We start from the raw sequence: 25,330 nt of genomic DNA on the forward strand, positions 1-25,330 counted from the left end.
GGGGCCGCGGGGGCGTTCGGCTAACTGCGGGAATGGGCTATTTGCTCAATGTGTTCGGCTGAGATCGGAAATCAACCATGGCGTATACACGAGAGAGATATGGAGGTGCAGTGACAGAAAAAATTTATCTTAACAGGGTTGCTTTTGGGAATTTGATATGCTATACTATAAAAATTCAAGCAAAGGAGTTTATCAATATGCGGCAAGGTATTCTTAAATAAAATTTGATAATGGGAACAAAGACAAACGTCCTCAAGGAGAGGGCTTGGTTTTTGTACCCAATTTAAGAATACTTTTGCCTTTTCATTTCATATCGTGATAGACAACGGCCAGCCTTGGCCGCAGTTTTCATGTGTGTCCTACCTATCATCCCCAGCGGTAAAAGTATTTGTCGCTGGGGATTTTTGCGCCCTTCTGGGCCTTGTATGGAGGACAATCATATGAAAATCATCAATATTGGCATTCTTGCTCATGTAGACGCAGGTAAGACGACCTTGACGGAGAGCCTGTTATATACCAGCGGAGCAATCGAGGCGCCCGGCAGTGTGGATCAGGGAACAACGAGAACGGACACCATGTTTTTAGAGCGGCAGCGTGGAATCACCATTCAAACGGCGGTCACTTCCTTTCAGTGGCACGATTGTAAGGTCAACATTGTGGATACTCCTGGGCATATGGATTTCTTAGCGGAGGTCTATCGCTCCCTTGCCATTCTTGACGGAGCGATTTTGGTTGTTTCTGCAAAAGACGGCGTTCAGGCGCAGACCCGTATTCTGTTTCATGCTCTGCAAGTAATGAAAATCCCAACTGTTATCTTTATTAACAAAATCGACCAGGACGGGATTGACCTGCCAGGTGTGTATCAGTCTATCCGAGATAAGCTCTCCGCAAATATGATTATTAAGCAGAACGTGCAGCTTTCCCCGGATATATCCATCATGGAAAACATGGGGCTGGAGAATTGGGATACCGTGATTGCGGACTGTGATGAATTGTTGGAGAAATATATTGCCGGAGAACCAATGGACAAAGAAGAACTTCTGCGGGAGGAAAACAGGAGAATCCAAAGCGTCTCTCTGTTTCCGGTCTATCATGGCAGTGCCAAGGTAAACTTGGGAATCCGACAACTCATTGAAGCGGTCACAGATACATTCCAATCACCCACCGGGCAGAACAGCTCTGAATTGTGCGGAACTGTGTTCAAAGTTGAGTACGCAAACCAGAGCCAACGCCTTGCCTATCTGCGGTTGTATAGCGGTACGCTTCATTTGCGGGATTCCGTAGCCTTGGCAGGGAAAGAAAAACTGAAAATTACGGAAATGCGTATCCCCTCAAAGGGTGAGATTGTCCGAACAGAGATTGCCCATGCGGGCGAGATCGTCATTGTACCCTGCGACAGTTTGCGGCTGAATGATGTGCTGGGAAACAAACTGCTGCTGCCCCGTGAAACGTGGAGCGACAATCCTCTCCCTTTGCTGCGGACAACAATTGCACCAGAGAAACCAGAACAGAGGGAACGCTTGTTAAACGCCTTGACAGAAATTGCGGATACCGACCCGCTTCTGCGCTATGAAATAGACGCTGTGACCCATGAGATCATTCTCTCCTTTTTGGGCCGGGTACAATTGGAAATTATCTCTGATCTTCTGGTGGAAAAATATCAGCTCAACACAACTGCAAAAGAACCTACCGTCATCTATATGGAGAGGCCATTGAAAGCGGTAAGTCACACCATTCATATCGAAGTGCCGCCCAATCCATTCTGGGCGTCCATCGGGCTGTCCGTCACCCCTCTCCCCCTTGGCACCGGAGTGCAGTATGAGAGCAAAGTTTCCGTTGGATACTTGAATCAGAGTTTTCAAAACGCTGTATTGGATGGTATCCGCTACGGTCTGGAACAAGGCGTGTATGGATGGAAGGTAACGGACTGTAAAATCTGTTTTGAGTATGGGCTTTATTATAGTCCGGTCAGCACTCCCGCAGACTTTCGGTCATTGGCACCTATTGTATTGGAGCAGGTGTTGAAAAAGGCGGGGACGCAGCTATTGGAACCATATCTTTCTTTTACACTCTATGCGCCGCGGGAATATCTCTCCAGAGCTTATCATGACGCACCAAAATATTGCGCGAGTATTGAAACGACCCAGGTTAAAAACAGCGAGGTGATTTTTACTGGCGAAATCCCTGCCCGCTGTGTGCAAGAGTACCGCAATGACCTCACCTTTTATACAAACGGGAGAAGCGTTTGTTTAACAGAATTGAAGGGGTATCAAATCGCCAGCGGCGAACCAGTTTTTCAGCCACGCCGCCCAAACACCCGGATTGATAAGGTGCGCCATATGTTCAACAAAATTCTCCCATCAATGATGGACTTATAAAATCCCTTTGGAACAAAGGGCGCACTTCTATACATGGTCTGCGACCATGTATCGTGCGCTCTGCGAGGCTACGGCCCGGACTTCCGAAAGTCCGGGCCGTTTGCGTCGCTCCGCTCCGTACAAGGGGCTGCGCCCCTTGCGCCGCTTTGCGGCTATCCCTGCGCCCTCGCTGGAAAGGTACATCCGCTCTGCGTCTGCACCTTTCCAGCGAGGCTAAAACCGAATACCGTTACCCTTGACCGTTTACCCGACACAGCAGGTAGACGGTCTTTTGTTTTGCCAAGAAGGAGGTCAAACACGATGGACAAGTCACGCGAAGAATTAGAGAAAGAGTATGCTGAGGCCACCGCTAAGTTGGAGCAGTACCAGCACAGAGGCCAGCGGTATGAGAACCGCATCCGCTACTACACCCAAGGCGAAAGGAAGAAGCGAAACCACCGACTTATCACCCGTGGCGGAGCGGTGGAGAGTATCGCCCCGGAGGTGCGCGGCATGAGCGAAAGGGCCTTTTTTCTTTTGATGGAAAAGGTCTTTTCCCTGCCGGAAGTTGCCGCCCTGGTGAGCCAAGCCACTGACCAGCAGGAAAGCGGATAATTGGCCCTGTTCCATCTCCACGTTACCCAGGTCAAACGGAGCGCGGGACAGTCGAGATCAGGAAGCTGCTGCCCAAGGGCCGCGGCCTCAGGTTCGACCGGCTCGCCCCGGCCGACCTGGCGCTGGCCATGTCGCACGTGAACTCCGAGCCCCGCGGCGCGCTCGGCTTCGCGACGCCCGCCCGCGCCTTCCGGGCGATGCTCGGCGGCGACGCGGCGGCGCTGCTCGAGGCGTACGGCGTGGAGGACGTGCCCGTCGAGGAGCTCGACCTGACGCCGGGGCTCATCGAGCGGGCGCGCGCGGAAAGGGGCGATGCCCCGCTGTCCTAGCCTAGAAGGAAAAACGGAATAGACGGACCGACCGTCCGGCTGAGTCTGGGAAGAGGCGCCGGGCGGCGGGCGGAGCATGGCCACCGGACCCATCGAAACACATCTCCACCGTTCCTTCAACTGGGAAAATGCCGCCCCCGGACCCCGGGAGGGGCCGCGGGGGCGTTCGGCTAACTGCGGGAATGGGCTATTTGCTCAATGTGTTCGGCTGAGATCGGAAATCAACCCTCTGGAAACCGAATCCCATTAGAAATGACGAGTTGTTTACGCTTCTTTTGGGCTCACCGTACTATCATGGTTCGAATTGAGTGTGAATGATGATGGGGAGCGCCTTTTTATGATTGAGCTGCTCAGGCGTTTTGGTGGCAAGTTTCGCCGGTATATGGTGATTGGCCCTGCGTGCAAGCTGATCGAAGTGATTTTTGACCTGCTGACGCCGCTGGTGATTGCCCAGATGATCGATAAAGGCATTGGGGCGCACGATGTGGACGCCGTTATCCACTACGGCATGGTACTTGGCGCCATGGCTGTGATTGGCATCTCGTTTACGCTCGTCTGCCAAAAGATGGCGGCGCTCACCTCGCAGGGCATGGGCACCGACATCCGCGGCGCGCTCTACGGGCACATCAACAAGCTGAGTTACGCCGAGCTCGACCGCTTCGGCACGCCGTCGCTCATCACCCGCATCACCAACGACGTTAACCAGGTGCAGCTCGCTGTGGCGCTGGGCGTACGCATGCTCATCCGCTGGCCTTTCCTGGCGGTGGGCTCCATGGTCGCGGCCCTTGCCATCGACCTTAAGCTCGGCATCATCTTTTTGATCTGCACGCCCGCTATCGGCCTGGTGTTTTGGTTTGTCATGGCGCGCTGCATTCCCTACTACAAGCAGCTGCAGGCAAAGCTCGATTGCATCGCGCTTATCTGCCGCGAAGGTCTTTCGGGCGCCCGCGTGGTTCGTGCGTTTGTGCGCGAAGACCACGAGCGCGAGCGCTTTGCCCAGGCCGCCGACGACCAGGCCAATACCGCCATCGTGGTGGGCAAGCTTTCGTCGATTCTCAACCCTGTCACGTTTCTCGTGATGAACCTGGGCGTGTGCGCCATCCTGTGGGTGGGCGGCATCCAGGTCAACGTGGGCGAGCTCACGCAGGGCCAGGTCATGGCGTTTGTGAACTACATGACGCAGACCCTGACCTCCATCGTGTATGTCGCCAACCTGGTCGTGGTCTTTACCAAGGCGAGCGCCAGCGCGTCGCGTATCAACGAGGTGCTCAATTGCGAGCCGAGCATCACCGACGAGGGCAACGAGCCGGTTGCACTGCCCGAGCCGGGCAATGTCGCTCCAGTTCCTGCGCTGAGCTTGAGCCATGCGAGCTTCTCGTTTGGCGCCGGCGCGGCAAATGCCGTGAGCGATGTGACCCTGGAACTGCCGCTGGGCAAAACGCTCGGCATTATCGGCGGCACGGGCAGCGGCAAGTCCACGCTCGTCTCGCTCATTCCGCGCCTGTACGATGCGAGCGCCGGCAGCGTGAGCGTGATGGGCGCAGACGTGCGCGCTTGGCCACTCGATCAACTGCGCCACGTGGTCGCGACCGTCCCGCAGCGCGCGTCGCTGGTGAGCGGCACTATTCGTAGCAACCTGACCTGGCGCGACGAGGCAGCAACCGACGAGGAGCTCTGGGCGGCGCTCGATATGGCGCAGGCCAGCGAGTTCGTGCGTAACAAGCCGCAGGGACTCGATGCCCCGGTCGAGGCGGGCGGCAAGAACTTCAGCGGTGGCCAGCGTCAGCGCCTGACTATCGCGCGTGCCTTGGTGGGTTCGCCTCAGATATTGATCATGGACGACTCCGCCTCGGCGCTCGACTTTAAGACCGATGCGGCGCTTCGCCATGCCATTCGCGAGCGCAGCGTGCGCGGTGCCGCCGAGGTCGGGCTGCCGCTGGCTACGGTCATCGTGAGCCAGCGCGTCTCGACCGTGCGCGACGCCGACATGATCTGCGTGCTCGATCACGGCTCGGTCGCGGGCCTGGGTACGCACGATGAACTGTACGCGACCTGCCAGCTCTATCGCGAGATCTGCCAGTCGCAGCTGCGCCGCGAGGAGCTCGAGGGTCAGCAGGGGAGTGCGGCGCCCACGTCCGCTCCGATCGCCTCCGCATCCGTTTGCGCAAAGGAGGGCTGCTAAATGAATCCGTATACTTCTTCCGGTTCGGTCGCCACGATGACGGCCAACGTGTCCGGCAACGATAACCTCAACGACTTGGGTGACGGCCCGCGTCAGCCCGGCGACCCCGAGCGCTACCCCGTGGGCGCGGTAACTCGCCGCCTGCTGGGCTACGTCCGCCCGCATCGCATTTCGTTTACGGCGTCGTTTGTGAGCGCTGCCATCTCGGTGATCTTACAACTCTATACGCCCATCCTCATCGGCGAGGGCATCGACCTCATCGTTGCCGCCGGGCAGGTGGACTTTGACGCGCTGCTGCCGCTCGTCACCAAGCTTGCGATTGTCGTGGTGGGCGCGGCGGCCTTCCAGTGGCTGCAGGGCTACTGCGTCAACCGCCTGTCCTACGAGACAGTGCGCGACATGCGCGTGGAGGCGAGCGACAAGCTCAGCCGCATGCCGCTCAGCTTTATCGACAGCCATGCCCATGGTGACCTTATGAGCCGCGTAGTCAACGACGTCGACCAGGTGGGCGATGGTCTGCTGCAGGGCTTCACGCAGCTCTTTACCGGCGTTATCACCATTGTGGGCACGCTCGCGTTTATGCTCTCCATCAACCTGACCATGACGCTCGTGGTGGTGCTCGTCACGCCGCTTTCCATCTTTGCGGCCGGCGCCATCGCCAAGCTTTCCAACAAGAGCTTTACTGCCCAGCAACGCATTCAAGGGCAGCTCGGTGGTCATATCGAGGAGTACGTAGGCGAGCAGAAGCTTGTCGACGCCTTTGCCTACGGCCCCAACGCCCAAGTGCGCTTCGACGCGCTCAACGCCGAGCTCTATACGGCAGGTGAGCGCGCGCAGTTCATGGGTTCGCTTTCTAATCCCGGCACGCGCTTTATCAACAACATCATCTACGCCGTTGTCGCTGTGATCGGCTGCGTGGGCGTGATCACGGGCGTGCCGGCGGCGCTCACGGTGGGCGGCGTGCAGATTTTCCTGTCCTACGCCAACCAGTACACCAAGCCGTTCAACGAGGTCACCAACGTCATTACGCAGATCCAGACCGCGTACGCCTCGGCGCGCCGCATTTTTGCACTGCTCGATGCCCGCGAGCAGGAGCCCGATGCGCCAGATGCCGTGGAGCTTGCCGCCCCGCAGGGCGAGGTGACCTTTGAACACGTGGACTTTAGCTACGTGCCCGACCGCAAGCTGCTGCAGGACATCTGCATCGAGGCTAAGCCCGGCATGCGCTTTGCCCTCGTTGGCCCCACAGGCTGCGGCAAGACAACGCTCATCAATTTGCTGCTGCGTTTTTACGATATCGATGCCGGTCGCATTGCGGTCGATGGCCGTTCCTCGCGTGACTACACGCGCGCAAGCCTGCGCCGCGCCTTTGGCATGGTGCTGCAAGATACCTGGCTGTTTGAGGGCACGGTGGCGGAAAACATCGCCTACGGCTGTCCCGACGCCACGCGCGAACAGGTTATCGAGGCCGCCAAGCGCGCGCATGCGCACAAGTTTATCGTGCAGCTGCCAGGCGGCTACGACACGGTGATCGGCGAGGACGGCGGCACGTTTAGCCAGGGCCAAAAGCAGCTGCTGTGCATCGCACGCGTCATGCTTACCGACCCGGCGATTTTGCTGCTGGACGAGGCGACCTCGAGCATCGATACCCGCACCGAGTTGCAGGTGCAGGCGGCATTCGACGAGCTCATGGCCGGTCGCACGAGCTTTGTCGTGGCGCACCGCCTGTCGACGATCCGCAACGCCGATTGCATTTTGGTCATGCGCGATGGCGAAATTATCGAGCGCGGCACGCACGACGAGCTGCTGGCGGCAGACGGCTTCTATGCCGAGCTCTACCGCAGCCAGTTCGCCCAGTGAGCAAGCCCGTGGGGCAAATTAATCAGGTTTGTTTGTCCCATAGAGCGATCTTGTTATATAGCGTTCTACCAGCGCGTGAAACATTTTGACGATACTCCGTGACGCAATTTGACGGCGTTTTGTGAAACAGTTTTTCGGCCATTCGTGAAACGTTCTGTGGCGGTTTCAATCCGAAGTACATACTGTTCGAAATCTGTCCAAAGATGTCGTCTGCGTCGCCAATCGACAGACGGTGGTTTACATCTGTCACGTTAGTACTAAGATATTCATCTAATAAATTGCATTAGTGGCTTTAGTTTTGGGGGAAACGAGGCAACGTGACTATGACGTGCTCTTTGGTGGTTAACAGCAAGAGCGGTAATACCAGGATGGTTTCGGGCGCGATCAAGCGCGCTCTGCAGGCTGCGGGTGTTGAGTTTGTCCATGCCGCGGCGTTGAGCGACGATGCGGATGCAGATCAGGTTGCGCTCGAGGCGCAGGGCGCCTGCACGGCCGACACAGTGCTCGTCGGTTTTTGGTGCGACAAGGGCGCGTGCACGCCTTCGGTCGCGGCGTTGCTCTCCGCCTTGCACGGCAAGCGCGTCTTCCTGTTTGGCACCTGCGGCTTTGGGGCCGACCAGAGCTATTACCAGCAGATTATCGATCGCGTAACTTCCAATTTGGCTGGGGATGCCGAGCTTGCGGGCTGGGCGATGTGCCAGGGCAAGATGGGTCCTGCCGTAAAGCAGCGCTATGAGGCAATGCTCGAGCAAGATCCCGACAATGCCCGCTTTAAGATGCTGCTCGACAACTGGGTTGCCGCGAAGGATCACCCCACCAAGGAGGATCTGGACAACATGGCTGCGGCCGCTAAGAAGGCCGTGCTGGGCGAGTAGACCTACCGCTGTCGTGCGTGCGAAATAATACTAGAAGTGAAAGCCTCGAAATCCTCGAGGCTTTTTTCTTGACACTCGCGGGCGCAACCGTGGCAAGCGTTTGGGACGACATTTTCCATCACCCCGATGACGAGGCCGTCCTGGACGACACACTCGCATGCGTTCTCTGGATGTATTCAGAGTGGGACGGTCTTCCCGGATGCAAAAAAGGCCACATGACGTGGCCTTCAACTTATATATGTTGCAGTTACCACCCCATGACAGGCCGCGCTCCAACAACAAGGCGTCTGTCCGGGCGGAGGTATGTAAGGTTCATCGCGAGTTCCGCACGCAAAGGAGGCCACTTAATGTGGCCTCCGTCTTGCGCAGGACTGTTCGAGCAGGGAACCTTACATACCTCCGCCCGGACAGACGTTTCAGTTATGAACTCGCAGCTAGTCGCTATTTGATCTTGGTCGTACCCGGCGCCAGGTTGGGGTCGGTCTCGTTGGCCTCGGTCTGGAAGTGCTCCGTATAGACGTTCTTGCCGTCGCGGAACATCTCGTAGTACTGCATCTTGGCGTAATCCTCGCGCGCCTTGGTGGCGGCTGCGGCAGCGGCGTCGTCACCGGTGACGTTGGAGGAGAGCGCCCAGCGCAGGCTGGCGTCCTCGTAGCCCACGGAGTTGATGGCGGGCAGCGACTCGCGCGGCGTCATATGCGCCTTCTGGTAGTCGGTCAGCGGTGCGCCGATCAGCTGCATAAGCTGCGTGGACAGGTAGTTGGTGGACAGGTCGTCGACCTCGCTCGTCTGGTCGCAACCGGCAACGTCGTAGTTGGCCCAGATGATGTAGTCGGTCTGCCACAAGCGCTCTTGGTGGGTGGCGTCGTCCTCGCCGGTAAACCACTTATCGTTGAACTTGGACGGGAAGAACGGCTGGTGGTCGCCCCAGAACACCACGACTACCTTACGGTCGAGCTTGCTCAGGGCGTTGAGGAAGTAGCGAAGCGCCTGGTCGGACTGCTCGATGCACGAGACGTACTCGTCGACATCGGACAGCGTGCCGTCCTCGACGGTCTTGGCGTCCAGATCGGTCGTGTCGATGTTGAGGTGCATCTGCTTATCTGCCGGCAGCAGGCCCGTGTCGTAGCCCGAGTGGTTCTGCATGGTCACATCGAAGATGAACTGCGGGTCGGCGTTCTGGTCGAGCAGCTCCAGAATCTTGTCGTAGGTAGCCTGGTCGGTCACCATGCCGCGCAGGGTATCGGCGCCCTGGAAATCGTTGATGGACAGGAACTGGTCAAAGCCAAAGTCCTTATAGACGTTCTCGCGGTTCCAGTTGGTGGCGTGGTTGGGGTGCATGGCCGTGGTGGAATAGCCGAGCGATTTGAACTGCTCTGCCAGGTTCCCAGTCGTTTCCATGTTGTAGATGGTGTAGGGGTACACGCCCGAGCCCAGGTTGGCCATGGAGTTGCCGGTCATAAACTCAAACTCGGTATTGGCGGTACCGCCGCCGTAGGCGCTCACATAGAGCTTGCCGCGGCTGAGGCAGTTGGACAGGTTCTTAAAGTACTGCGGGCCCTCGTAGCCGGCGCGCATGTTCTGGTAGATGGACAGGTCCGAGAAGGTCTCGTTCATGATGGCGATGACCGTGGGCTTCTCGCTGTCGAACTGCTCCTTTGCGGCGGTGCGCTCGTCGCTCTTGGCGGCGTCGGACTTGTCGTAGGCCTTGGCGTATTTTTTGAGCGTGGCCTTGGCATCGTCGACGGAGTAGTCGGCGGGTTTGGGCGGCTTGATGGACTGTGCTGCACTAATAAAGGCAGGCAGATAGCCCTCGCGCCAGTAGCTCTCGAGCGGGCGCCAGGTGTAGACGGTGATGCCGAGAGTGTTGTAGTAGTCGATAAGCGTGACATGCGCGGTCACGCCGCCCAGGCACAGCACCGCCACGAGCAGGTTGATGAGCAGCATGCGCTTGGCGTTGGCGGCACCCTTTTGACGGTGCGGTGCCACCAGGCCGGCGTACTCGCATAGCAGCATGGCGATGGCGGTAAAGCCCATGGACAGCACGCAGAACAGCGAGATGGAGAAGGTGTAGCCGTTGCCGGCGACTGCGGCGGCGGTGGAGATGGCCGAAAGGTCGCCCGGCTGGATGGGCATGGATTTAAACGTGATGACAAAGAACTCGGCAATGCCCAGGACAAAGAGGGCAAAGGCCAGGACCGCGGGAGCCGCGCCGTGGCGCTGGAACAGGAAGAACAGGCCGACCATGAGCGTGGTGATGATGGCCCACTCGAGCAGGATGCACAGGGGGTAGACCCAGGTAAAGTCGTGGTTGGACGAGACCTCCATGCCCAGCAGCGCAAAGACGCCGGCGAGCAGCAGGCACAGGACGGCGGCGACGAGCGGTTTGCCCACAAAGGCGCCGCGCAGACGGGCGAGCTTGCCGGTGGGAGCGGGGGCGTCGGGCGCGGCGAACGCAAAGACGCGCGGGGCGATGCGGTCGCGTGCGATGCTGGCCCAAGCGCAGCCGGTGAGGATGGCGTTGGTCAGGATGAGCATCACAAAGGCGAGCGGCTCGTTTTGAGCGACGAGGCCCACGGCGCCCCAAATAGTCAAAAAGACCTGGAACAGGCCGAAGACGACGCTCCACCCAAGAGCGCTTTTGGCAACGGTTCCCGACTGAGCGCGAATGGCCTTGGCCTCGCGCAAGACAAGGTAGACGGTCGCCGCAAGACCGACGAGCGAGATGGCGGCAGCGAACATGCTGAGACTCCTCACAAACTAAAACCTACGAAAGCGGGGGTTTACCCGATTGTTACCAAGATATGCGCTGCATTTGGTGACTGCGCACAACAACCAGCCATATTAACGCGCGCGTGTGGCAGTGTTGCGCAATGTTGTGGCGACCTGCGCGATAATGGACGGGAATTACACGGAAACGTAAAGGCTTCTTAAAGAAATGGCAGGGATGGGGCTATGAGCGAGCAGATGAGCGAGCAGGTTTGTGCGACGGCTGTGGATGTGTGCGGCTATCCGGTCGAGACTACGGGCAACGCGGTACTGGACGCGCTGGAACACCGCTCCTCGACGCGCGCTTTTGCGCGCGATGACGGCGGCCGTCCCGTGGCAGTGACCGACGAGCAGCGAGCGGCGATTTTGCATGCGGCGAGTCGCGCACCGTCGGCGGGTGCCATGATGATGTATTCCATCGTGAGCATTCGCGAGCAGGCTACGCTGGACCGTCTGGCCGACCTGTGCGATCACCAGCCCATGATCGCCAAGGCGCCCTGGGCACTTATATTTGTGGTCGATTATGCCAAGTGGATCGATCTGTTTGAGCACGTGGGCTGCTTTGAGCACGATTTTGTCGAACGCACGGGCAAGGCGCCCCGTCGTGCACCGGGTCTGGGTGACTTTGCCATCGCGGCGCAGGATGCCGTGATCGCCGCTCAAAACGCCGTGGTTGCCGCCGAGGCCCTGGGGCTGGGGAGCTGCTACATCGGTGATATCGTCGAGAACGCCGAGGAAGTTGCCGCACTGCTGGACTTGCCTGCCTATACCATGCCGCTGTCGATGCTCATCATCGGCACGCCCCGTAAGGAGCGCCCGGCAATCGCGCATCCCGTGGTGAACCTGGTGCACGAGGAGCGTTATTGTCGCGCCGACGCCGCGACGATGGATGCGCAGGTGGCCGAGATGGATGCGATGTTTCGCCCGCACGCCCGCGAGGTGGGCGAGCGCGTCATCGACATCTACACCCGTAAGCACACGAGCCCCTTTATGGCCGAGATGAGCCGCTCTATGGAGTGGTGGTTCAAAAACTGGCTCGGAAAATGACGAATGTGACAAAGGGGGCATCCCTTTGTCACATTCCATATCGCCGCGGTGGCCTAAAGGCCGCATAAATGTTTATCTAGCTGGGAAAACGGTGCCATTAAAATATGGGCTGATTACATATAATCCCGTCGAACGTTAAAATTGGGAGGAAACCGGCTTATGGAACAAAAGGCAAAGGAAGTAGCCTCGCACGCTGCGATTCCTGTGAGCATCTCGGCGATGCTCGTCACGCTGGGCGTGGTGTATGGCGATATCGGCACCAGCCCCATGTATGTAACCAAGGCGCTCGTTGCCGGCAACGGCGGCATCGGAAGCGTCACGCAGGAGTTCGTGCTCGGCGCGCTCTCCCTTGTCGTGTGGACGGTCACGCTGCTGACGACCGTCAAGTACGTGCTGATCTCGCTGCGCGCCGACAACCACGGCGAGGGCGGCATCTTTGCCCTGTACAGCCTGGTCAAGCGCTGCGGCAAGTGGCTCATCATCCCCGCCATGCTGGGCGGCGCGGCGCTCCTCGCCGACGGCATCCTGACGCCTGCCGTTACCGTCACCACGGCCATCGAGGGCCTGCGCACCATCCCGGCGGTCCATGCCGTGCTCGGTGACGACCAGGGTCGTGTCGTCGCCATCACGCTTGCCATCATCATCGCGCTCTTCTTGGTGCAGCGCATCGGCACGGCCAAGATCGGTCACGCCTTCGGCCCCATCATGACGCTGTGGTTTTTGTTCCTGGGCGGCACGGGCCTGTTCTTTGTCTGCCAGTATCCCGCGGTGCTGCTGTGCCTCAACCCGTTGCGTGGCATCGCTTTTCTGCTGAGCCCCAACAACCACGCGGGCATCATGATTCTGGGCAGCTGCTTCCTTGCCACCACCGGTGCCGAGGCGCTCTACTCCGACATGGGCCATGTGGGCCGCGGCAACATCTACGCCACCTGGCCGTTCGTTAAGTGCTGCCTGCTGCTGTCCTACATGGGCCAGGGCGCGTGGCTTATCAACAACGCCGGCAACCCGGAGCTCATGGGCATCGCCGACCTCAACCCCTTCTACCAGATGCTCGCCCCGGGTCTGCGCCCCTTTGCCGTCGGCCTTTCCACCGTCGCGGCCATCATCGCCTCGCAGGCGCTCATCACCGGCGCATTCTCACTGGTGTCCGAGGCCAGCCGCCTGGACCTCATGCCGCATATGCAGGTCTTCTATCCTGCCGAGACCAAGGGCCAGCTCTACATCCCCATGGTCAACAACGTCATGCTCGTGGGCTGCGTCGTCGTGGTGCTGCTGTTCCAGAACTCGGCGCACATGGAGGCCGCCTACGGCCTTGCCATTACGCTGACTATGATGTGCACCACGCTGCTGCTCTTCTTCTATCTGCACGTGGAGCGCAAGCTCAAGATCGCGCCGTGGATCTTTGCCGTCTTCTTCCTCATGCTCGAGGGTTTCTTCTTTGTGAGCTCGCTCACCAAGTTCTTCCACGGTGGCTATTTCACCATTCTGATGGCCATGCTCATCATGGGCATTATGGTGTGCTGGTACAACGGCACGGCGGTCGAGCAGCGCCAGTTTACGCTGCTGCCGCTGCGCAGCTACCTGCCGCAGCTCAAGCGTCTGCGCGAAGACGACCGCTACGAGCTCATGAGCGACAACATCGTGTACCTGACCAAGGACTCCAACACCGACTATATCGACCGCGATATCGTCTACTCGATCTTGGATAAGCATCCCAAGCGCGCTCGCGCCTGGTGGTTCGTGAATGTCGAGACCATGGAGGAGCCGCATACCTTTGCCTACTCGGTCGAGACGTTCGGCACCGATTACGTGTTCCGCGTGCACCTGTATCTGGGCTACAAGATCAACCAGCGCGTCAATGCCTATCTGCGTCAGGTTGTTCAGGATCTGGCTGCCAGCGGCGAGTTGCCGGCGCAGACGCATGACTACTCTGTCTACAAGGACCCGGGCAACATCGGTACGTTCAAGTTCGTCATGATCCGCAAGCTGCTGGCGCCCGAAAGCGACGTGGAGCCCAGCGAGCGTACGGCCATCACACTCAAGTACATCATCCGCCGCGCCGCCGGCACGCCTGCGCGCTGGTACGGCTTGGAGAACTCCAACGTGAGCTTTGAGTACGTGCCGCTGTTCACCAAGTTTAAAGCCGTGAGCAAGATGCAGCGTCTGGCCCCCGACGAGCGCCCGTAGTCGACGTCTGCTGTTTGTCTAGCGACCGCAGGCTGCAAAGGCTATACACTTGAAACCACCACAAGGAGGCCACCACCGCAAAGGTGCCAGTCCCCTTTGTGGTGGTTTTTGTTTTTGAGAGAGGGGCGGGGCGCTGATGGACGTCCGTGCGGACGGCGATATTGCCGAGAACTTTTGGTGGCGGCGTACAACGCTGACGCGTCGCAGTCCTCTGTATGACGCCTGCGTATCGGCGGGGCTGCTAGCCGCGGCGACGATTGTGGGCGCGCTGCTCGACCATCCGGGGCTCGCGCCGAGCATCATGATCGTCTATGTGTTTGCCGTGCAGCTGTGCGCTTTCTTTACCTGGAGCCGCCTGTACTGCCTGCTGAGCTCGGCTGCCGCCGTGGCGCTCTACAACTTCTTGTTTGTCGACCCGCGCTACGCGCTGTCGTTTATCGACCGCGTCTATCCCGGCATGTTCTTTATCATGTTTGCGGTCTCGCTCGTATCGAGCTCGATCGCGCTGGCCCTGCGCCGCGCCTTGGCGCAGGCCGCCGCCAGCGACCGTCGCACGCAGATGGTGCTCGAGACCAACCGCATGCTGCAGCGGTGTGGCGATCAGCAACAGATTGTGCACGCTATGGCAACGCAGCTGGCGCGTCTTTCGGACTGTCCGGTCGTGTGGTATAGCGCCGATGCCGATAACGATGACCTGCTGCCGCGCACGACGTACACGGCCGTGGGCGATGCCGCGCCGGTACACCAGCTGGCGCCGCAGATGCCGCCGCGGCTCTCGGCGTCCGCCTATGTGGGAACGCCGCTCGATGCCACCTATGGCGCCTCGGCGTTCTACGGCATATACCTGACCGTGCGCTCGGGCGACACCATGGTGCGCGCGGGCGATCCCGCCTCGGTGGTGGGGGTGTTCGCCATTGTCGCCGAGCCCGATGCGCTGACGCCCGAGGAGCGGACGCTTGCCGATGCCATCGTGAGCGAAGGCGAGCTGGCGCTCGATCGCGCCCGCGCCATGGAGGCTCGCGAGGAAGCGGCGGTGCTCGCCAAAAACGAACAGCTGCGTGCCAACTTGCTGCGCTCCATCTCGCACGACCTGCGTACGCCGCTCACCAGTATTTCGGGTAATGCCGACGTGTTGCTCGACCAGGGCTCGACCGGCACGGCCGTGCTCGACGACCAGACACGCCGCGGCATGCTCCTATCCATTCGCTCGGACGCGCAATGGCTCAACGCCACTGTCGAGAATCTGCTCGCCATCACCAAGCTCGAGGGCGACGGCATGCATCTGTCGACTACGCTCGAGCTCATGGACGATATCGTCGAGGAGGCGCTGCGCCACGTAAACCCGGCCGTGCGCGAGCACGACCTTAAGGTGGTGGCGTGCGATGAGCCGGCGCTTGTCAACGTCGACGCGCGCCTGATGGTGCAGCTGGTGGTCAATCTGGTGAACAACGCCATCGCCTATACGCCTGCGGGCTCGCATATCGTGATCTCGATTGGCGTCCATGATGGATACGTGGCGTGCTCGGTGGCTGATGATGGCCCGGGCATTGCGCCCGAGGACCGCGAGCGAATCTTTGAGTCGTTCTACACCGCCAACCATGGCCTGGCCGACAGCTGCCGCAGTGTGGGCTTGGGGCTTTCGCTCTGCCGCTCCATTGCGCTGGCACATGGCGGTAGCATAGAGGTTACCGCGGCGGACCCTCACGGTTCGGTCTTTACGATTGAGCTTCCCGCCGCCGACGTTTCGTTTGATAAGGAGTAACGCTGTGCCGAACTCTGCTGTGAAACCGCTTATCTTGGTCGTTGAGGACGATCCCGCCGTCCGCAACCTTATCGTTGCCGCGCTCGAGGCGCACGGCTTGCGCCATATGGCTGTGGAGACCGCCCACGCCGCCATCGCCGCCGCCTCGTCGCAGGCGCCGAGCATTGTGCTGCTCGATCTGGGCCTGCCCGATATGGACGGCGTCAAGGTGGTGGAGTCGGTGCGCGCGTGGTCGGGCATGCCGATCATCGTGGTCTCGGCACGCAGCGAGGACGCGGACAAGATCCGTGCGCTCGATGCCGGTGCCGACGATTACCTGACCAAGCCGTTTTCGGTCGAGGAACTGCTCGCACGCATCCGCACGACGCTCAGGCGCCTTTCGTATGCGCAAACGGGCGGTGTTGCCTCCGAGGGCTCGTTCGATACCGGCGAGCTGCATATCGATTTTGATGCCGGCATCGCCACGATGGATGGCGAGGAGCTGCATCTGACGCCGATTGAGTACAAGCTTTTGTGCTTGCTGGCGCACAACGCCGACAAGGTGCTGACGCACCAGTTTATCTTGCACGAGATTTGGGGCACGGCGACCAAGAGCGACCTGGCGAGCCTGCGTGTCTTTATGGGCACGTTGCGTAAGAAGATCGAGTCCGACCCCGCGCATCCGCGTTACATCCAAACCCATGTAGGCATTGGCTACCGCCTGGTCACCCAAGGCTAGATCGCCAACCACCATCCCAATATGAGTTGCGGTGAAATACGGTCTAAATTTGCCTAATTCCAGGCAAAACAGTCCGTATTCCACCGCAACTTTGTTATCTGCCCTTAGGCTTGCTGGCGTAGAACTTCTTCTTTTTGGGCTTGCCGGCGGGGGAGGGTTTGCCGGCAAAGTTGGACTTGCCGTTGCCGGCCTGCGCGTGCGCGGGTACTGCCGCACGGGGCTTGCGGGCCTCGGGGTTGCGCAGCTCCTCGGTTCGCTCGGCAATTTCCTCGGCGCTAAAGCCGACCTCGGCCATGGCGTCCTCGATGGGCAGGCGGCGCACGATATAGCAATGGTGCACCTTCTGGTTGCGTGCGAAGTCCTCGGGGATGGTCTGCGCCGTAATGTCCTCCAGCACCACGCCCGCGCGTGCGAGCTTGCGTGTCTCGGGGCGGAAGCCTCGCAGGTTGCAGCTAAAGATGGCATGGCCGCCCTGTGCGAGCAGGCGCGATACGCCGGCCAACAGCTCAACATGGTCGCGCTGGACATCCCAGGTGCGGCGGCCCATCTTGGACGAGTTCGAGAACGTGGGCGGATCGACAAAAATCAGGTCCCAGCGGTTGCGCGTCTGGCGCTGGTCGCGAATCCAGGCGAGCACGTCGTCGCGCACAAAGTGGTGTTGCGATCCCACAAAGCCGTTCTGGCGCATGTTGCGCTCGGCCCAGTCCAGGTAGGTGTTGGAGAGGTCGACCGTCACGGTTTCCTCGACGCCGCCGTCGGCCGCATAGCAGGTAGCGGTGCCGGTGTAGGCGAACAGGTTGAGGAAGCGGCGCGCATGCTTGGCGTGCTCGCGCACCAGATCGCGCGTGACGCGGTGGTCCAAGAAGATACCCACGTCCAGGTAGTCGTCAAAGTTGACGGCAAAGGTAAGACCGCCTTCCTCGATGAGCGGCAGGCGGCGGCGCGCGATGTTGGCGCGCTCGCCCGAGCCGCCCTTGCCGGCGCCCTGCTTGCCGTACTGCGAGCCACCGCGCGAACGCATGCGGGCCTTGGCGTGCACATGCTCGGCCGGAACATCCAGGATGCGCGGCGCGATGGCCAAGATATCGAGCATGCGGGCCTGGGCCAGCGCCGGGTCGATGGTCTTGGGTGCGGCGTATTCGGCGATGACGAGCCAGCGGCCCGGCGTCTGCGGGCAGCCCTCGTATAGGTCGATGGCGGCGGAGTAGTCGGGCAGGTCGGCATCGTAGACGCGGTAGCAGCTCACGCCTTCGCGCTTTGCCCACTTGCGACGCAGGCGGGCGTTTTTGCGCAGGCGGTTGGCGAATTGCTCGGACTCGGGAATGAGCACGGGCAGCGGCTTGCCGTCACCCAGGTCGAGTGTGGCGGCAGGTTCGGGCATGGCGGAAGCGGCGGCTTCATCGTTGACTTCGTTGGCATCCGCAATCTCGGCCTCGGCATCCGCACCGGTCGCAGCCTCAAACGCTGCGGCGGCGTGGTCGAGCGAGGGCCAGACTTCGACGGTCGCCTCTTCGTTGTTGGGCATGACGGCGATCGAGCACTCGGGCTCGGTGTGGAGCGCGCGCGCCAGCAATCCGTCGTGGGTGAGCGCGGCGACCGGTGCCGAAGCGAGTTCGGGCGCGCGGCGCAGCTCGCCGACCAGCGTCATGGCGTCGTGCATGAGCGAAAGCGGTGTCTCGGTCGTATCCGCGACCACGGCGGCGCCGGCGACAGCGCCCGCGTGGTCCAGTACGGTGGCGGACTTGGCGGCGCAAAAATCGACAAAGCGCTTGTAGCCGGCACATTTAACCATGCGCTCAGCGGTCTTACGGGCGGCGGGGTCAACATCCACGGCCACGATGCGCGCCTGGCGCTCGCGCGCTGCCGCCTCGCGCTCGCGCGCCTCGGCAAGCAGCTGCTCCCACAGGGCGGCATCGTGCAGCTGCCAGCCCTCAAAGCCCCAGCGCTCGCGTGCGGCGCCCGGGGCGCGGTCGGTCAGAATGTTCACGGCCTCCAGCAGCAGACCGCCGCCGGCGCACGAGGCATCGATCAGCGTGGGAAGGGCTTCGTTCTCGTAATCGTCGGCCGTCAGCTCGCGCTCGCATAGTGCGGTCCAGCCGACCTGCGCCAGCACCAGGGCGGCGTAGTCGGGGCGCAGCACGTGCGCGCCCTCGCCGGCGCGGGTCGCTGCGGGCGGTAGGCGTTTGAACAGCGGGTCGCCCGAAAGGTCCAGGCTGATGCTCGCGCGGCGCTGACGCAGCGAAAGCAGCAGGTGAACATCGGGATCGGCGGCGTCGACATCGGCGCGACGGCCCGTGGTCTCGGCCAGACGGTCGCACAGCGCGTCCTTGGCGCGCAGGGCCGAGAAGCGCGTGTTGCGCAACTGCTCGGTCACGCCGCGGGCGGTAATGGCGATGGTGGCGCCGGGGCGGACGATGCTCTCCCAGGCGATGTCGTAAACGCTATCGTACAGTTCATCGGCATCCTGCGCCTCAAAGCGCCCGAGCACCGCGAACACGCGGCTCGCCAGGCGCGACCACAGACAGGCGCGGTAGCCTTCTTCGAGCTCGCCCTCAAACGTAGCGCGGCCTTTCAGGCGGCGGACATGCGAAAGCCCGAGGCGTTTAAGCTCATCGGCGAGTGCGGACTCAAAGCCCTCGGGGCAGCTTGCGTAAAATTCCATGGGTGACCTCTCTGGTTGCGTCGCTCCATTATATGATGGATGCTTCGTTTGCCCTTATCCTCGAAAGGAACCCATATGATTGATGCGTGCCCCGATCCCGCCGTACTCTTTTTTGACGTGGACGGCACGCTGACGTCGTTCGATCCCGACGATATGACCGATAAGGACTTTTCGGCGGTTCGTCCCTCGCAGACGGTGATCGAGGCGTTTCATCGTCTGCGCGACGCAGGGCACAAGGCGTTTATCTGCACGGGTCGTCCCCTGTGGCTCATCGCCGATAGCTTGCGTGCGCTCGACCCCGCGGGCGTCGTTGCCATGGCGGGCGCCACGCTCGAGGTCGAGGGCCGCGTGGTGCATGAGGATTGCTTTGACGAGGACATTGTTGAGGAGCTCGCGCGTCGCATTACTGTGGCGGGCGGCGAGGCGTTGTTCGAGACGAACGGTGCCACCTATTCACTTGAGCCAGTTGGTGTCGAACAGTCATTTCTGCTAGGCGCCGGCGTGGTGCATGGCGTTGATCAGATGCGTGTCGATGGCCGCTTGCGCGTGGGCAAGGTGTGCATTAACGCGTGCAACCTGGCTCGCGTAGCCAACGACGACGGCTTTATCGATCGCGAGTTTGAGCTGTGCAACACCGGTGGTCAGAATCGCGAACTGAGCCCCAAGGGCATCGACAAGGGCGTGGGCGTGGCGCGAGCGCTGGCATATCTGGGCCGCGAGGGAAATGCGCGCACCTTTGGCTTTGGCGATTCGGGCAACGACCTGGGCATGCTCGCTGCCGTCGAGACGGCTGTCGCCATGGGCAACGCCATGCCCGAGGTCAAGACGGTCGCCGACTACGTGACCGACGACGTCGCGAACGACGGCACCGTCACCGCGATGCAACATTTCGGCCTCATCTAATGAATCTCGCCTTCTGACGTTTGCTCAAACTGCGACTCTTTGCTTTTGCATGCTCAATCGATTTATCAATCCAAACACTGAAGCGATTATACCGTTCGCCGAGAAGATAAAAAACCGCAGTTCACGCCTTGATAAACGTAGGTAAAGTGTTTAGCAGTTTAACGCCCGTGTGCAAGCGAAAGGAATCAGGCAGATGGCAATCAAGGTGTTCGCTGACGGTGCAAACCTCGAGGGCATGCTCGACATGTACGAGAACGGCAACGTTCAGGGTTTCACGACCAACCCGTCCCTTATGAAAAAGGGCGGCGTGACGGATTACCGCGCCTTTGCCAAGGAGGTCCTGGCCCATATCACCGATGTGTCTGTGTCGTTTGAGGTCTTTGCCGACGACGTCGAGACCATGGAGATCGAGGCCCGCGAGATCGCTACCTGGGCCGAGAACGTCTATGTCAAGATTCCGTGCGTGACCACCAAGGGCGAGTCCACCGCCGAGCTGGTGCGCGAGCTTTCCGCCGACGGCATTAAGGTCAACGTCACCACCATCTTCACGCCCGCGCAGGTCGACGAGATGGTCGAGGCCGTTGACGCCGAGACGCCGTCCATCATCTCGCTCTTTGCCGGCCGTATCGCCGACACCGGCGTCGATCCCATTCCGTTTATGACGGAGTCGGTCAAGAAGGCCGCCGCCAAGCCAAACTGCGAGGTCCTGTGGGCGTCCACGCGCGAGCTCATCAACATTTACCAGGCCGAGGCCTGCGGTTGCCAGATCATCACGGTGCCCAACAGTATCCTGGCCAAGCGCAAGAACATCGGACGTGACCCGTACGAGGTCTCGCTCGATACCGTGCGCGGATTTGCCAAGGATATCGCCGCTCTGGGCTTCCATATCCTGCCGTAAGCAAGGGTACCCCCTGCGGCGACGTGCAAAATCGCGAATATTCAGCACGGTAAAGGCTTTTACCAGCTGGTTGAAGCACGGAACGGCCCCCGTTTTGGCTCTAATTGACGCTAAAACGGGGGCCGTTTTTGCTTTTATGGCTCTCTGAGGCACCGCGGGGCTATCGAGAGATGCTGAATATTCGCGATTTTGCACGTCGCCAAGAGGGGGAAGTCGGGCCCTACTCTGACCACTCGGACGTACTCTTACCCGAACCCGCTGCTTCATGGGACGGCATGTCATGCGTCTGAGCTGCGGTTTTCATGCAGCGGGTAGTCGGATTGCTGCTGAGTTGCTCGAACCTACTCGAACCTACTCTGTTCGAGCGGGGCCCAAATGGTAAGGGGCTATTAGGGGGCTGAAGAGCTATAGGGAGCTCGAAGAGATGACATCGGCTCCCGAGCGCATGACTTCCCCCAGCATCCTGATTCCTCGGTCAAGCTCGATCTGCTTTTCGAAATAGTCGGCGTGCCCAAGGAAGCGCTCGCGCAGGGTGCGCAGGCCTGCCGCCTTTTCCGACCTCGCGTCCGCATCGCTGACAATTCTATCGAAGCAGAGCACGAGTGCGGTGAAGTCGTGGATGACGGGGAAGCGCTTCGTAAGGGCGACGAGCTCCTGGTCGATTCCGAGCTCCTCCCGCGCGGCCGTCGCGATGGAGCCGACGGGCTTCTGTAGACGCTGCCCGATCGTGTTCAGAACGTTGCCGTTATGAGCGGCCGCGTTGCGCAGGGCCTTCACGGGGAACAGGAGCTGCTTGACGGATTCGGCCTCCTGGCTGCGTTCCCTCCTGAGGTCGTAGAAGTAGAACTTGTAAAGCGCGATGATTCCCCCGAAGGAGACGAGTTCCAGGTAGTTCCAGACGTACATGTCCTCGCGTCTGCCGTACTTATTCGCGAGGTCCCGGGTGTAGTTCGAGTCTCCGAGGTACGAGACGCTGCACTCGAGGTGCTCCGGGTCTATCCCCAAAGTCTGATCCTCGGCGATGTGGAGCATCTCGAGGAAGAGCATCACCCGATCGCTGCCGCCCACCCCATCTAGCCGGTCGGCGATGGCCTTCATCCTCTCGACGGTGGCTTCTGACCCGCTTGGATCGAACCGCTCCTCCAGCATCCTCTCCTTACGCAGCCTTTCGTGGGCGAAAAGGAGGTCGAGGACCTCCTTCCCGTCGGCGCCGTCGTCCATCATCGTCCGGTTTAGATGGACCTTCATGTAGTGCTCGATGTCAAGCGTCATCGAGAGGATGTGCTCGCGGAGGTGGTGGTCGAGTCTGGTGAGCTCGGTGAGGTAGGCGAAGTCTAGGTTGACGTAGCGTCCGTAGCCCTCCGACGCGGGGCTACGATACGTTGAGAAGCACTTCGCAAACGCCTTGACCTTGAAGAAGAAGTTCTTGTCGCGGAGGAACGCGACTGCATCCTTGGGGCTCATTATGTCGAAGCGGACGCCCCGCTCTGCGAGGTGGGCGACCTGTTGTTCTGCCGGGATGAGCGGGCGCTCCTTCATGATCGTTCCTCCAAAACGAAAAATGCGGCTGTAGGTACAGGTACCCGCAGCCGCTAAAAGCCCGAAGGCTTTTCACACTGCGGACAGTATACCCCACTTTGCCGAAGGGGCAAAGAGCGCGGGGAACGCCCGCCCTCTTTGCGACACTTGCCGCGAAGAGGGGATATCCGCTTTGGCGGTTTACTTTCCTTGCACCATGGTGAGGGAGATCTTCTTGCGGTCGCGATCGACCTTCTCGACCCACACCTTGACCGTGTCGCCGACGCGCACCACGTCGCTCGGGTGCTTGACGAAGCGGTTGGCCAGCTTGGAGATATGTACGAGGCCGTCCTGGTGCACGCCTACGTCGACGAAGGCGCCAAAATCGACAACGTTGCGCACCGTGCCCTTGAGCTCCATGCCGGGTTCCAGGTCGTCGATGGAAAGCGCCGAGCGGCTAAAGACCACCTCGGGCGCATCGTCGCGCGGATCGCGGCCGGGTTTCTTGAGCTCGTTGACGATGTCGATGAGCGTGAGGGTGCCGCAGTCCAGGTCGCTTGCCAGCGCCGAGATGCTGCCCAGGCGGCGCTCGATATCGGGCACGCCGCCTCGGCTGAGCTCACTGGCCGCCACGCCGGCGCGTTCCAAGACGGACGTGGCCACCTCGTAGCTCTCGGGGTGGACGCTTGTCGCGTCGAGCGGGTTCTTGCCGCCGCTGATGCGCAGGAAGCCCGCGGCGTTGAGGTATGCCTTGGGTCCCAGCTTGGGGACCTTCTTGAGCTGGCGGCGATCGGTAAAGGCGCCGTTTTCCTCGCGGTATGCCACGATGTTCTTGGCCACGCTCGGCGTAATGCCCGACACGTAGCCCAGCAGGCTTGCGCTCGCGGTGTTGACGTCGACGCCCACACGGTTGACGACGTCTTCCACCACGTGGCCCAAGGTGCGCGAAAGCTCGGCCTGGTCAAGGTCGTGCTGGTACTGGCCAACGCCGATGGACTGGGGCGGAATCTTGACGAGCTCTGCCAGCGGGTCCTGCAGGCGGCGGCCCAGGCTCATGGCGCCGCGCACGGTGACATCCAGATCGGGATACTCCTGGCTCGCGAGCTCGGAGGCGGAGTACACCGACGCGCCCGCCTCGTTGACGATGGTGTAGCGAAGGCTGGGCGCCTGCTCGGCAATAAACTCCGAGACGACTTCCTCGGTCTCGCGGCTGGCGGTGCCGTTGCCGATGACGATGGTGTTGACGCCGTTCTTCTTGACGAGGCGGGCGAGCTCACGCTTGGTGCCGGCGACGTCGTGGCGCGGCTTGGTGGGGTAGACCACGCCGTGGTCGAGTAACTTGCCGGTCTCGTCCATGACGGCGACCTTGCAGCCGGTACGGTAGCCCGGATCGAGCGCGAGCACGCGGGCGCCGCGCACGGGGCGTGCCGAGAGCAGGCCTTCGAGATTCTTGGCAAAGACGTTGATGGCCTCGGTCTGGGCGCGAACGGTGAGTTTGGCGCGGGCCTCGCGCTCCAGCGAGGGGGCCATGAGGCGCTTGTAACCGTCAGCGATGGCGGCATCGAAGATGGGAGCAAACACGCCCTGGCGGCGGGGCCAGCGGCTGCCGAGGCGTGCCGTGGCGGCTGCGCCGTCGACGTCCACGCGCACGCGGAGCTTGCCCTCGCGCTCGCCGCGGTCGATAGCCAGCACGCGGTGGTTGGGTATACGGCGCAGTGGCTCGTCATAGCTGTAGTACGGCTCGTAGGGAGTCTTCTCGGCGGGGTCGGTGGCCTCGACGACGATGTCGGCGGTGTTTTGCGTAAAGGCGCGCAGGTCGGCGACGTTCTCCGGGTCCTCGGCTACCGTCTCGGCCACGATGTCGGCGGCGCCGGCGAGCGCCTTCTCGGGCGTGTCGAAGCCGGCCTCCTCGTTGACGTAGTCCGCGGCGGCGTCGAGCGCGCTGCCCTTGGCCGAAGCCTGCATGATGATCATGTTGGCGAGCGGCTCCAGGCCGGCCTCGCGTGCCTTCTGCGCGCGGGTCATGCGCTTTTTGCGGTAGGGCTTGTAGAGGTCCTCGACACGCTGGAGCTGTGTGGCCTCGCGAATCTGTTGCTCGAGTTCGGGCGTGAGTTTGCCCTGGGCATCGATGAGCAGGATGACGTCCTCTTTACGCTGCTCAAGATTGCGCAGGTAGGACAGGCGCTCGTCGAGTGCGCGCAGGGCGACGTCGTCCATGCCGCCCGTGGCTTCCTTGCGGTAGCGCGAGATAAAGGGAATGGTGTTTCCCTCGTCGATGAGCTTGACGGCCGCCTCGACGTTGGCGGCCTTAAGGTTGAGCTCGCGGGCGAGCTGGGCGATAAGATCCATGGGACTCCTTGCGTTTAAGGTGCGTTTGCAGCACAGAGCTACCAAGGATACCACCTGCCACTTCGCCCAAAAAAGACTGTTTTGGCGCGGAACCACGAAAGCGGCCTATCTACTACGTTTGAACCGTGTGGGTCGACCATCCCCCGGTTTTCCGAAAATGCGCAAGCCGTTTACCTGCGGTTTTTATTTCGCGAAATTCTGTATGGTTGAGGGTGATTGGTTAAACGTAGTAGATAGGCACATTTCGTGGCGAACGAATCAAGCTAAGGTGCAAAAAGTCCCCCGTCCCAGAAAAATCA

The 25,330-nt window shown here is 60.7% G+C and carries 16 protein-coding genes; 12 read left to right on the forward strand and 4 right to left on the reverse strand.

Going from position 1 to position 25,330, the window contains the following annotated elements; all coding sequences use genetic code 11:
- Positions 1-440: 440 nt before the first annotated feature.
- From tet to bilS, 6 genes are all read left to right on the forward strand, one after another.
- Positions 441-2,378: a TetM/TetW/TetO/TetS family tetracycline resistance ribosomal protection protein gene (tet, locus tag PMX72_RS05890; protein ID WP_271729929.1), complete on the forward strand. Its 1,938-nt coding sequence runs from the start codon at positions 441-443 to the stop codon at positions 2,376-2,378.
- Between the two features lie 300 nt (positions 2,379-2,678).
- Positions 2,679-2,972, forward strand: a complete 294-nt coding sequence (locus PMX72_RS05895; RefSeq protein ID WP_021631985.1) for a DUF3847 domain-containing protein — start codon at positions 2,679-2,681, stop codon at positions 2,970-2,972.
- Between the two features lie 128 nt (positions 2,973-3,100).
- Entirely contained in the window at positions 3,101-3,301 is a 201-nt protein-coding gene (locus tag PMX72_RS05900; RefSeq protein WP_271746185.1) for a hypothetical protein, read from the forward strand.
- Between the two features lie 337 nt (positions 3,302-3,638).
- The gene (locus PMX72_RS05905) at positions 3,639-5,483 is read left to right on the forward strand and encodes an ABC transporter ATP-binding protein (protein ID WP_271729468.1); all 1,845 of its coding nucleotides are present in this window, start codon (positions 3,639-3,641) and stop codon (positions 5,481-5,483) included.
- On the forward strand, positions 5,484-7,343 hold the full coding sequence (locus tag PMX72_RS05910) for an ABC transporter ATP-binding protein (RefSeq protein WP_271729467.1): 1,860 nt from the start codon (positions 5,484-5,486) through the stop codon (positions 7,341-7,343). It abuts the gene before it with no gap.
- A 323-nt stretch (positions 7,344-7,666) separates the two neighbouring features.
- Positions 7,667-8,218, forward strand: coding sequence for a flavodoxin family protein BilS (gene bilS / locus PMX72_RS05915; protein ID WP_271729466.1), 552 nt, complete (start codon positions 7,667-7,669; stop codon positions 8,216-8,218).
- A gap of 441 nt (positions 8,219-8,659) precedes the next feature.
- Here the strand turns inward: bilS and PMX72_RS05920 are convergent, their stop codons facing one another.
- Positions 8,660-10,960, reverse strand: coding sequence for an LTA synthase family protein (locus tag PMX72_RS05920; RefSeq protein WP_271729465.1), 2,301 nt, complete (start codon positions 10,958-10,960; stop codon positions 8,660-8,662).
- A 213-nt stretch (positions 10,961-11,173) separates the two neighbouring features.
- On the opposite strand from PMX72_RS05920, the gene PMX72_RS05925 reads away from it, so the two are divergent.
- From PMX72_RS05925 to PMX72_RS05940, 4 genes are all read left to right on the forward strand, one after another.
- On the forward strand, positions 11,174-12,034 hold the full coding sequence (locus PMX72_RS05925; RefSeq protein WP_271729464.1) for a nitroreductase family protein: 861 nt from the start codon (positions 11,174-11,176) through the stop codon (positions 12,032-12,034).
- Positions 12,035-12,193: 159 nt separating this feature from the next.
- The gene (locus PMX72_RS05930; protein ID WP_271729463.1) at positions 12,194-14,221 is read left to right on the forward strand and encodes a KUP/HAK/KT family potassium transporter; all 2,028 of its coding nucleotides are present in this window, start codon (positions 12,194-12,196) and stop codon (positions 14,219-14,221) included.
- Positions 14,222-14,357: 136 nt separating this feature from the next.
- Positions 14,358-15,983: a sensor histidine kinase gene (locus PMX72_RS05935; protein WP_271729462.1), complete on the forward strand. Its 1,626-nt coding sequence runs from the start codon at positions 14,358-14,360 to the stop codon at positions 15,981-15,983.
- Between the two features lie 4 nt (positions 15,984-15,987).
- Positions 15,988-16,701, forward strand: coding sequence for a response regulator (locus PMX72_RS05940; protein WP_117648427.1), 714 nt, complete (start codon positions 15,988-15,990; stop codon positions 16,699-16,701).
- Positions 16,702-16,795: 94 nt separating this feature from the next.
- Here the strand turns inward: PMX72_RS05940 and rlmKL are convergent, their stop codons facing one another.
- Complete coding sequence (gene rlmKL, locus PMX72_RS05945; RefSeq protein WP_271729461.1) at positions 16,796-19,363, reverse strand: bifunctional 23S rRNA (guanine(2069)-N(7))-methyltransferase RlmK/23S rRNA (guanine(2445)-N(2))-methyltransferase RlmL; 2,568 nt, start codon at positions 19,361-19,363, stop codon at positions 16,796-16,798.
- Between the two features lie 75 nt (positions 19,364-19,438).
- Here rlmKL and PMX72_RS05950 point away from each other — a divergent pair, with 75 nt between their 5' ends.
- A complete protein-coding gene (locus PMX72_RS05950) occupies positions 19,439-20,266 on the forward strand; it encodes an HAD hydrolase family protein (RefSeq protein ID WP_271729460.1) in 828 nt (275 codons plus the stop codon).
- Positions 20,267-20,459: 193 nt separating this feature from the next.
- Positions 20,460-21,164 (forward strand): transaldolase, encoded by a 705-nt coding sequence (locus tag PMX72_RS05955; RefSeq protein WP_271729459.1) that lies wholly within the window; start codon positions 20,460-20,462, stop codon positions 21,162-21,164.
- A gap of 405 nt (positions 21,165-21,569) precedes the next feature.
- On the opposite strand, the gene PMX72_RS05960 is transcribed toward PMX72_RS05955, so the two are convergent.
- On the reverse strand, positions 21,570-22,703 hold the full coding sequence (locus tag PMX72_RS05960; RefSeq protein ID WP_271729458.1) for an Abi family protein: 1,134 nt from the start codon (positions 22,701-22,703) through the stop codon (positions 21,570-21,572).
- A 180-nt stretch (positions 22,704-22,883) separates the two neighbouring features.
- A complete protein-coding gene (locus PMX72_RS05965) occupies positions 22,884-25,031 on the reverse strand; it encodes a Tex family protein (RefSeq protein WP_117800278.1) in 2,148 nt (715 codons plus the stop codon).
- Between the last annotated feature and the right edge of the window lie 299 nt (positions 25,032-25,330).

Origin of the sequence: Collinsella aerofaciens (assembly GCF_028207065.1) — a bacterium.
GTDB classification, from domain to species: Bacteria; Actinomycetota; Coriobacteriia; order Coriobacteriales; family Coriobacteriaceae; genus Collinsella; species Collinsella aerofaciens_AR.

What these genes read in the sequence shown, in the direction of transcription:
- tet (WP_271729929.1), top strand. Translation starts at nt 441, where the DNA reads ATGAAAATCATCAATATTGGCATTCTTGCTCATGTAGACGCAGGTAAG.
- PMX72_RS05895 (WP_021631985.1), top strand. Translation starts at nt 2,679, where the DNA reads ATGGACAAGTCACGCGAAGAATTAGAGAAAGAGTATGCTGAGGCCACC.
- PMX72_RS05900 (WP_271746185.1), top strand. Translation starts at nt 3,101, where the DNA reads ATGTCGCACGTGAACTCCGAGCCCCGCGGCGCGCTCGGCTTCGCGACG.
- PMX72_RS05905 (WP_271729468.1), top strand. Translation starts at nt 3,639, where the DNA reads ATGATTGAGCTGCTCAGGCGTTTTGGTGGCAAGTTTCGCCGGTATATG.
- PMX72_RS05910 (WP_271729467.1), top strand. Translation starts at nt 5,484, where the DNA reads ATGAATCCGTATACTTCTTCCGGTTCGGTCGCCACGATGACGGCCAAC.
- bilS (WP_271729466.1), top strand. Translation starts at nt 7,667, where the DNA reads ATGACGTGCTCTTTGGTGGTTAACAGCAAGAGCGGTAATACCAGGATG.
- PMX72_RS05920 (WP_271729465.1), bottom strand. Translation starts at nt 10,960, where the DNA reads ATGTTCGCTGCCGCCATCTCGCTCGTCGGTCTTGCGGCGACCGTCTAC.
- PMX72_RS05925 (WP_271729464.1), top strand. Translation starts at nt 11,174, where the DNA reads ATGAGCGAGCAGATGAGCGAGCAGGTTTGTGCGACGGCTGTGGATGTG.
- PMX72_RS05930 (WP_271729463.1), top strand. Translation starts at nt 12,194, where the DNA reads ATGGAACAAAAGGCAAAGGAAGTAGCCTCGCACGCTGCGATTCCTGTG.
- PMX72_RS05935 (WP_271729462.1), top strand. Translation starts at nt 14,358, where the DNA reads ATGGACGTCCGTGCGGACGGCGATATTGCCGAGAACTTTTGGTGGCGG.
- rlmKL (WP_271729461.1), bottom strand. Translation starts at nt 19,363, where the DNA reads ATGGAATTTTACGCAAGCTGCCCCGAGGGCTTTGAGTCCGCACTCGCC.
- PMX72_RS05950 (WP_271729460.1), top strand. Translation starts at nt 19,439, where the DNA reads ATGATTGATGCGTGCCCCGATCCCGCCGTACTCTTTTTTGACGTGGAC.
- PMX72_RS05955 (WP_271729459.1), top strand. Translation starts at nt 20,460, where the DNA reads ATGGCAATCAAGGTGTTCGCTGACGGTGCAAACCTCGAGGGCATGCTC.
- PMX72_RS05960 (WP_271729458.1), bottom strand. Translation starts at nt 22,703, where the DNA reads ATGAAGGAGCGCCCGCTCATCCCGGCAGAACAACAGGTCGCCCACCTC.
- PMX72_RS05965 (WP_117800278.1), bottom strand. Translation starts at nt 25,031, where the DNA reads ATGGATCTTATCGCCCAGCTCGCCCGCGAGCTCAACCTTAAGGCCGCC.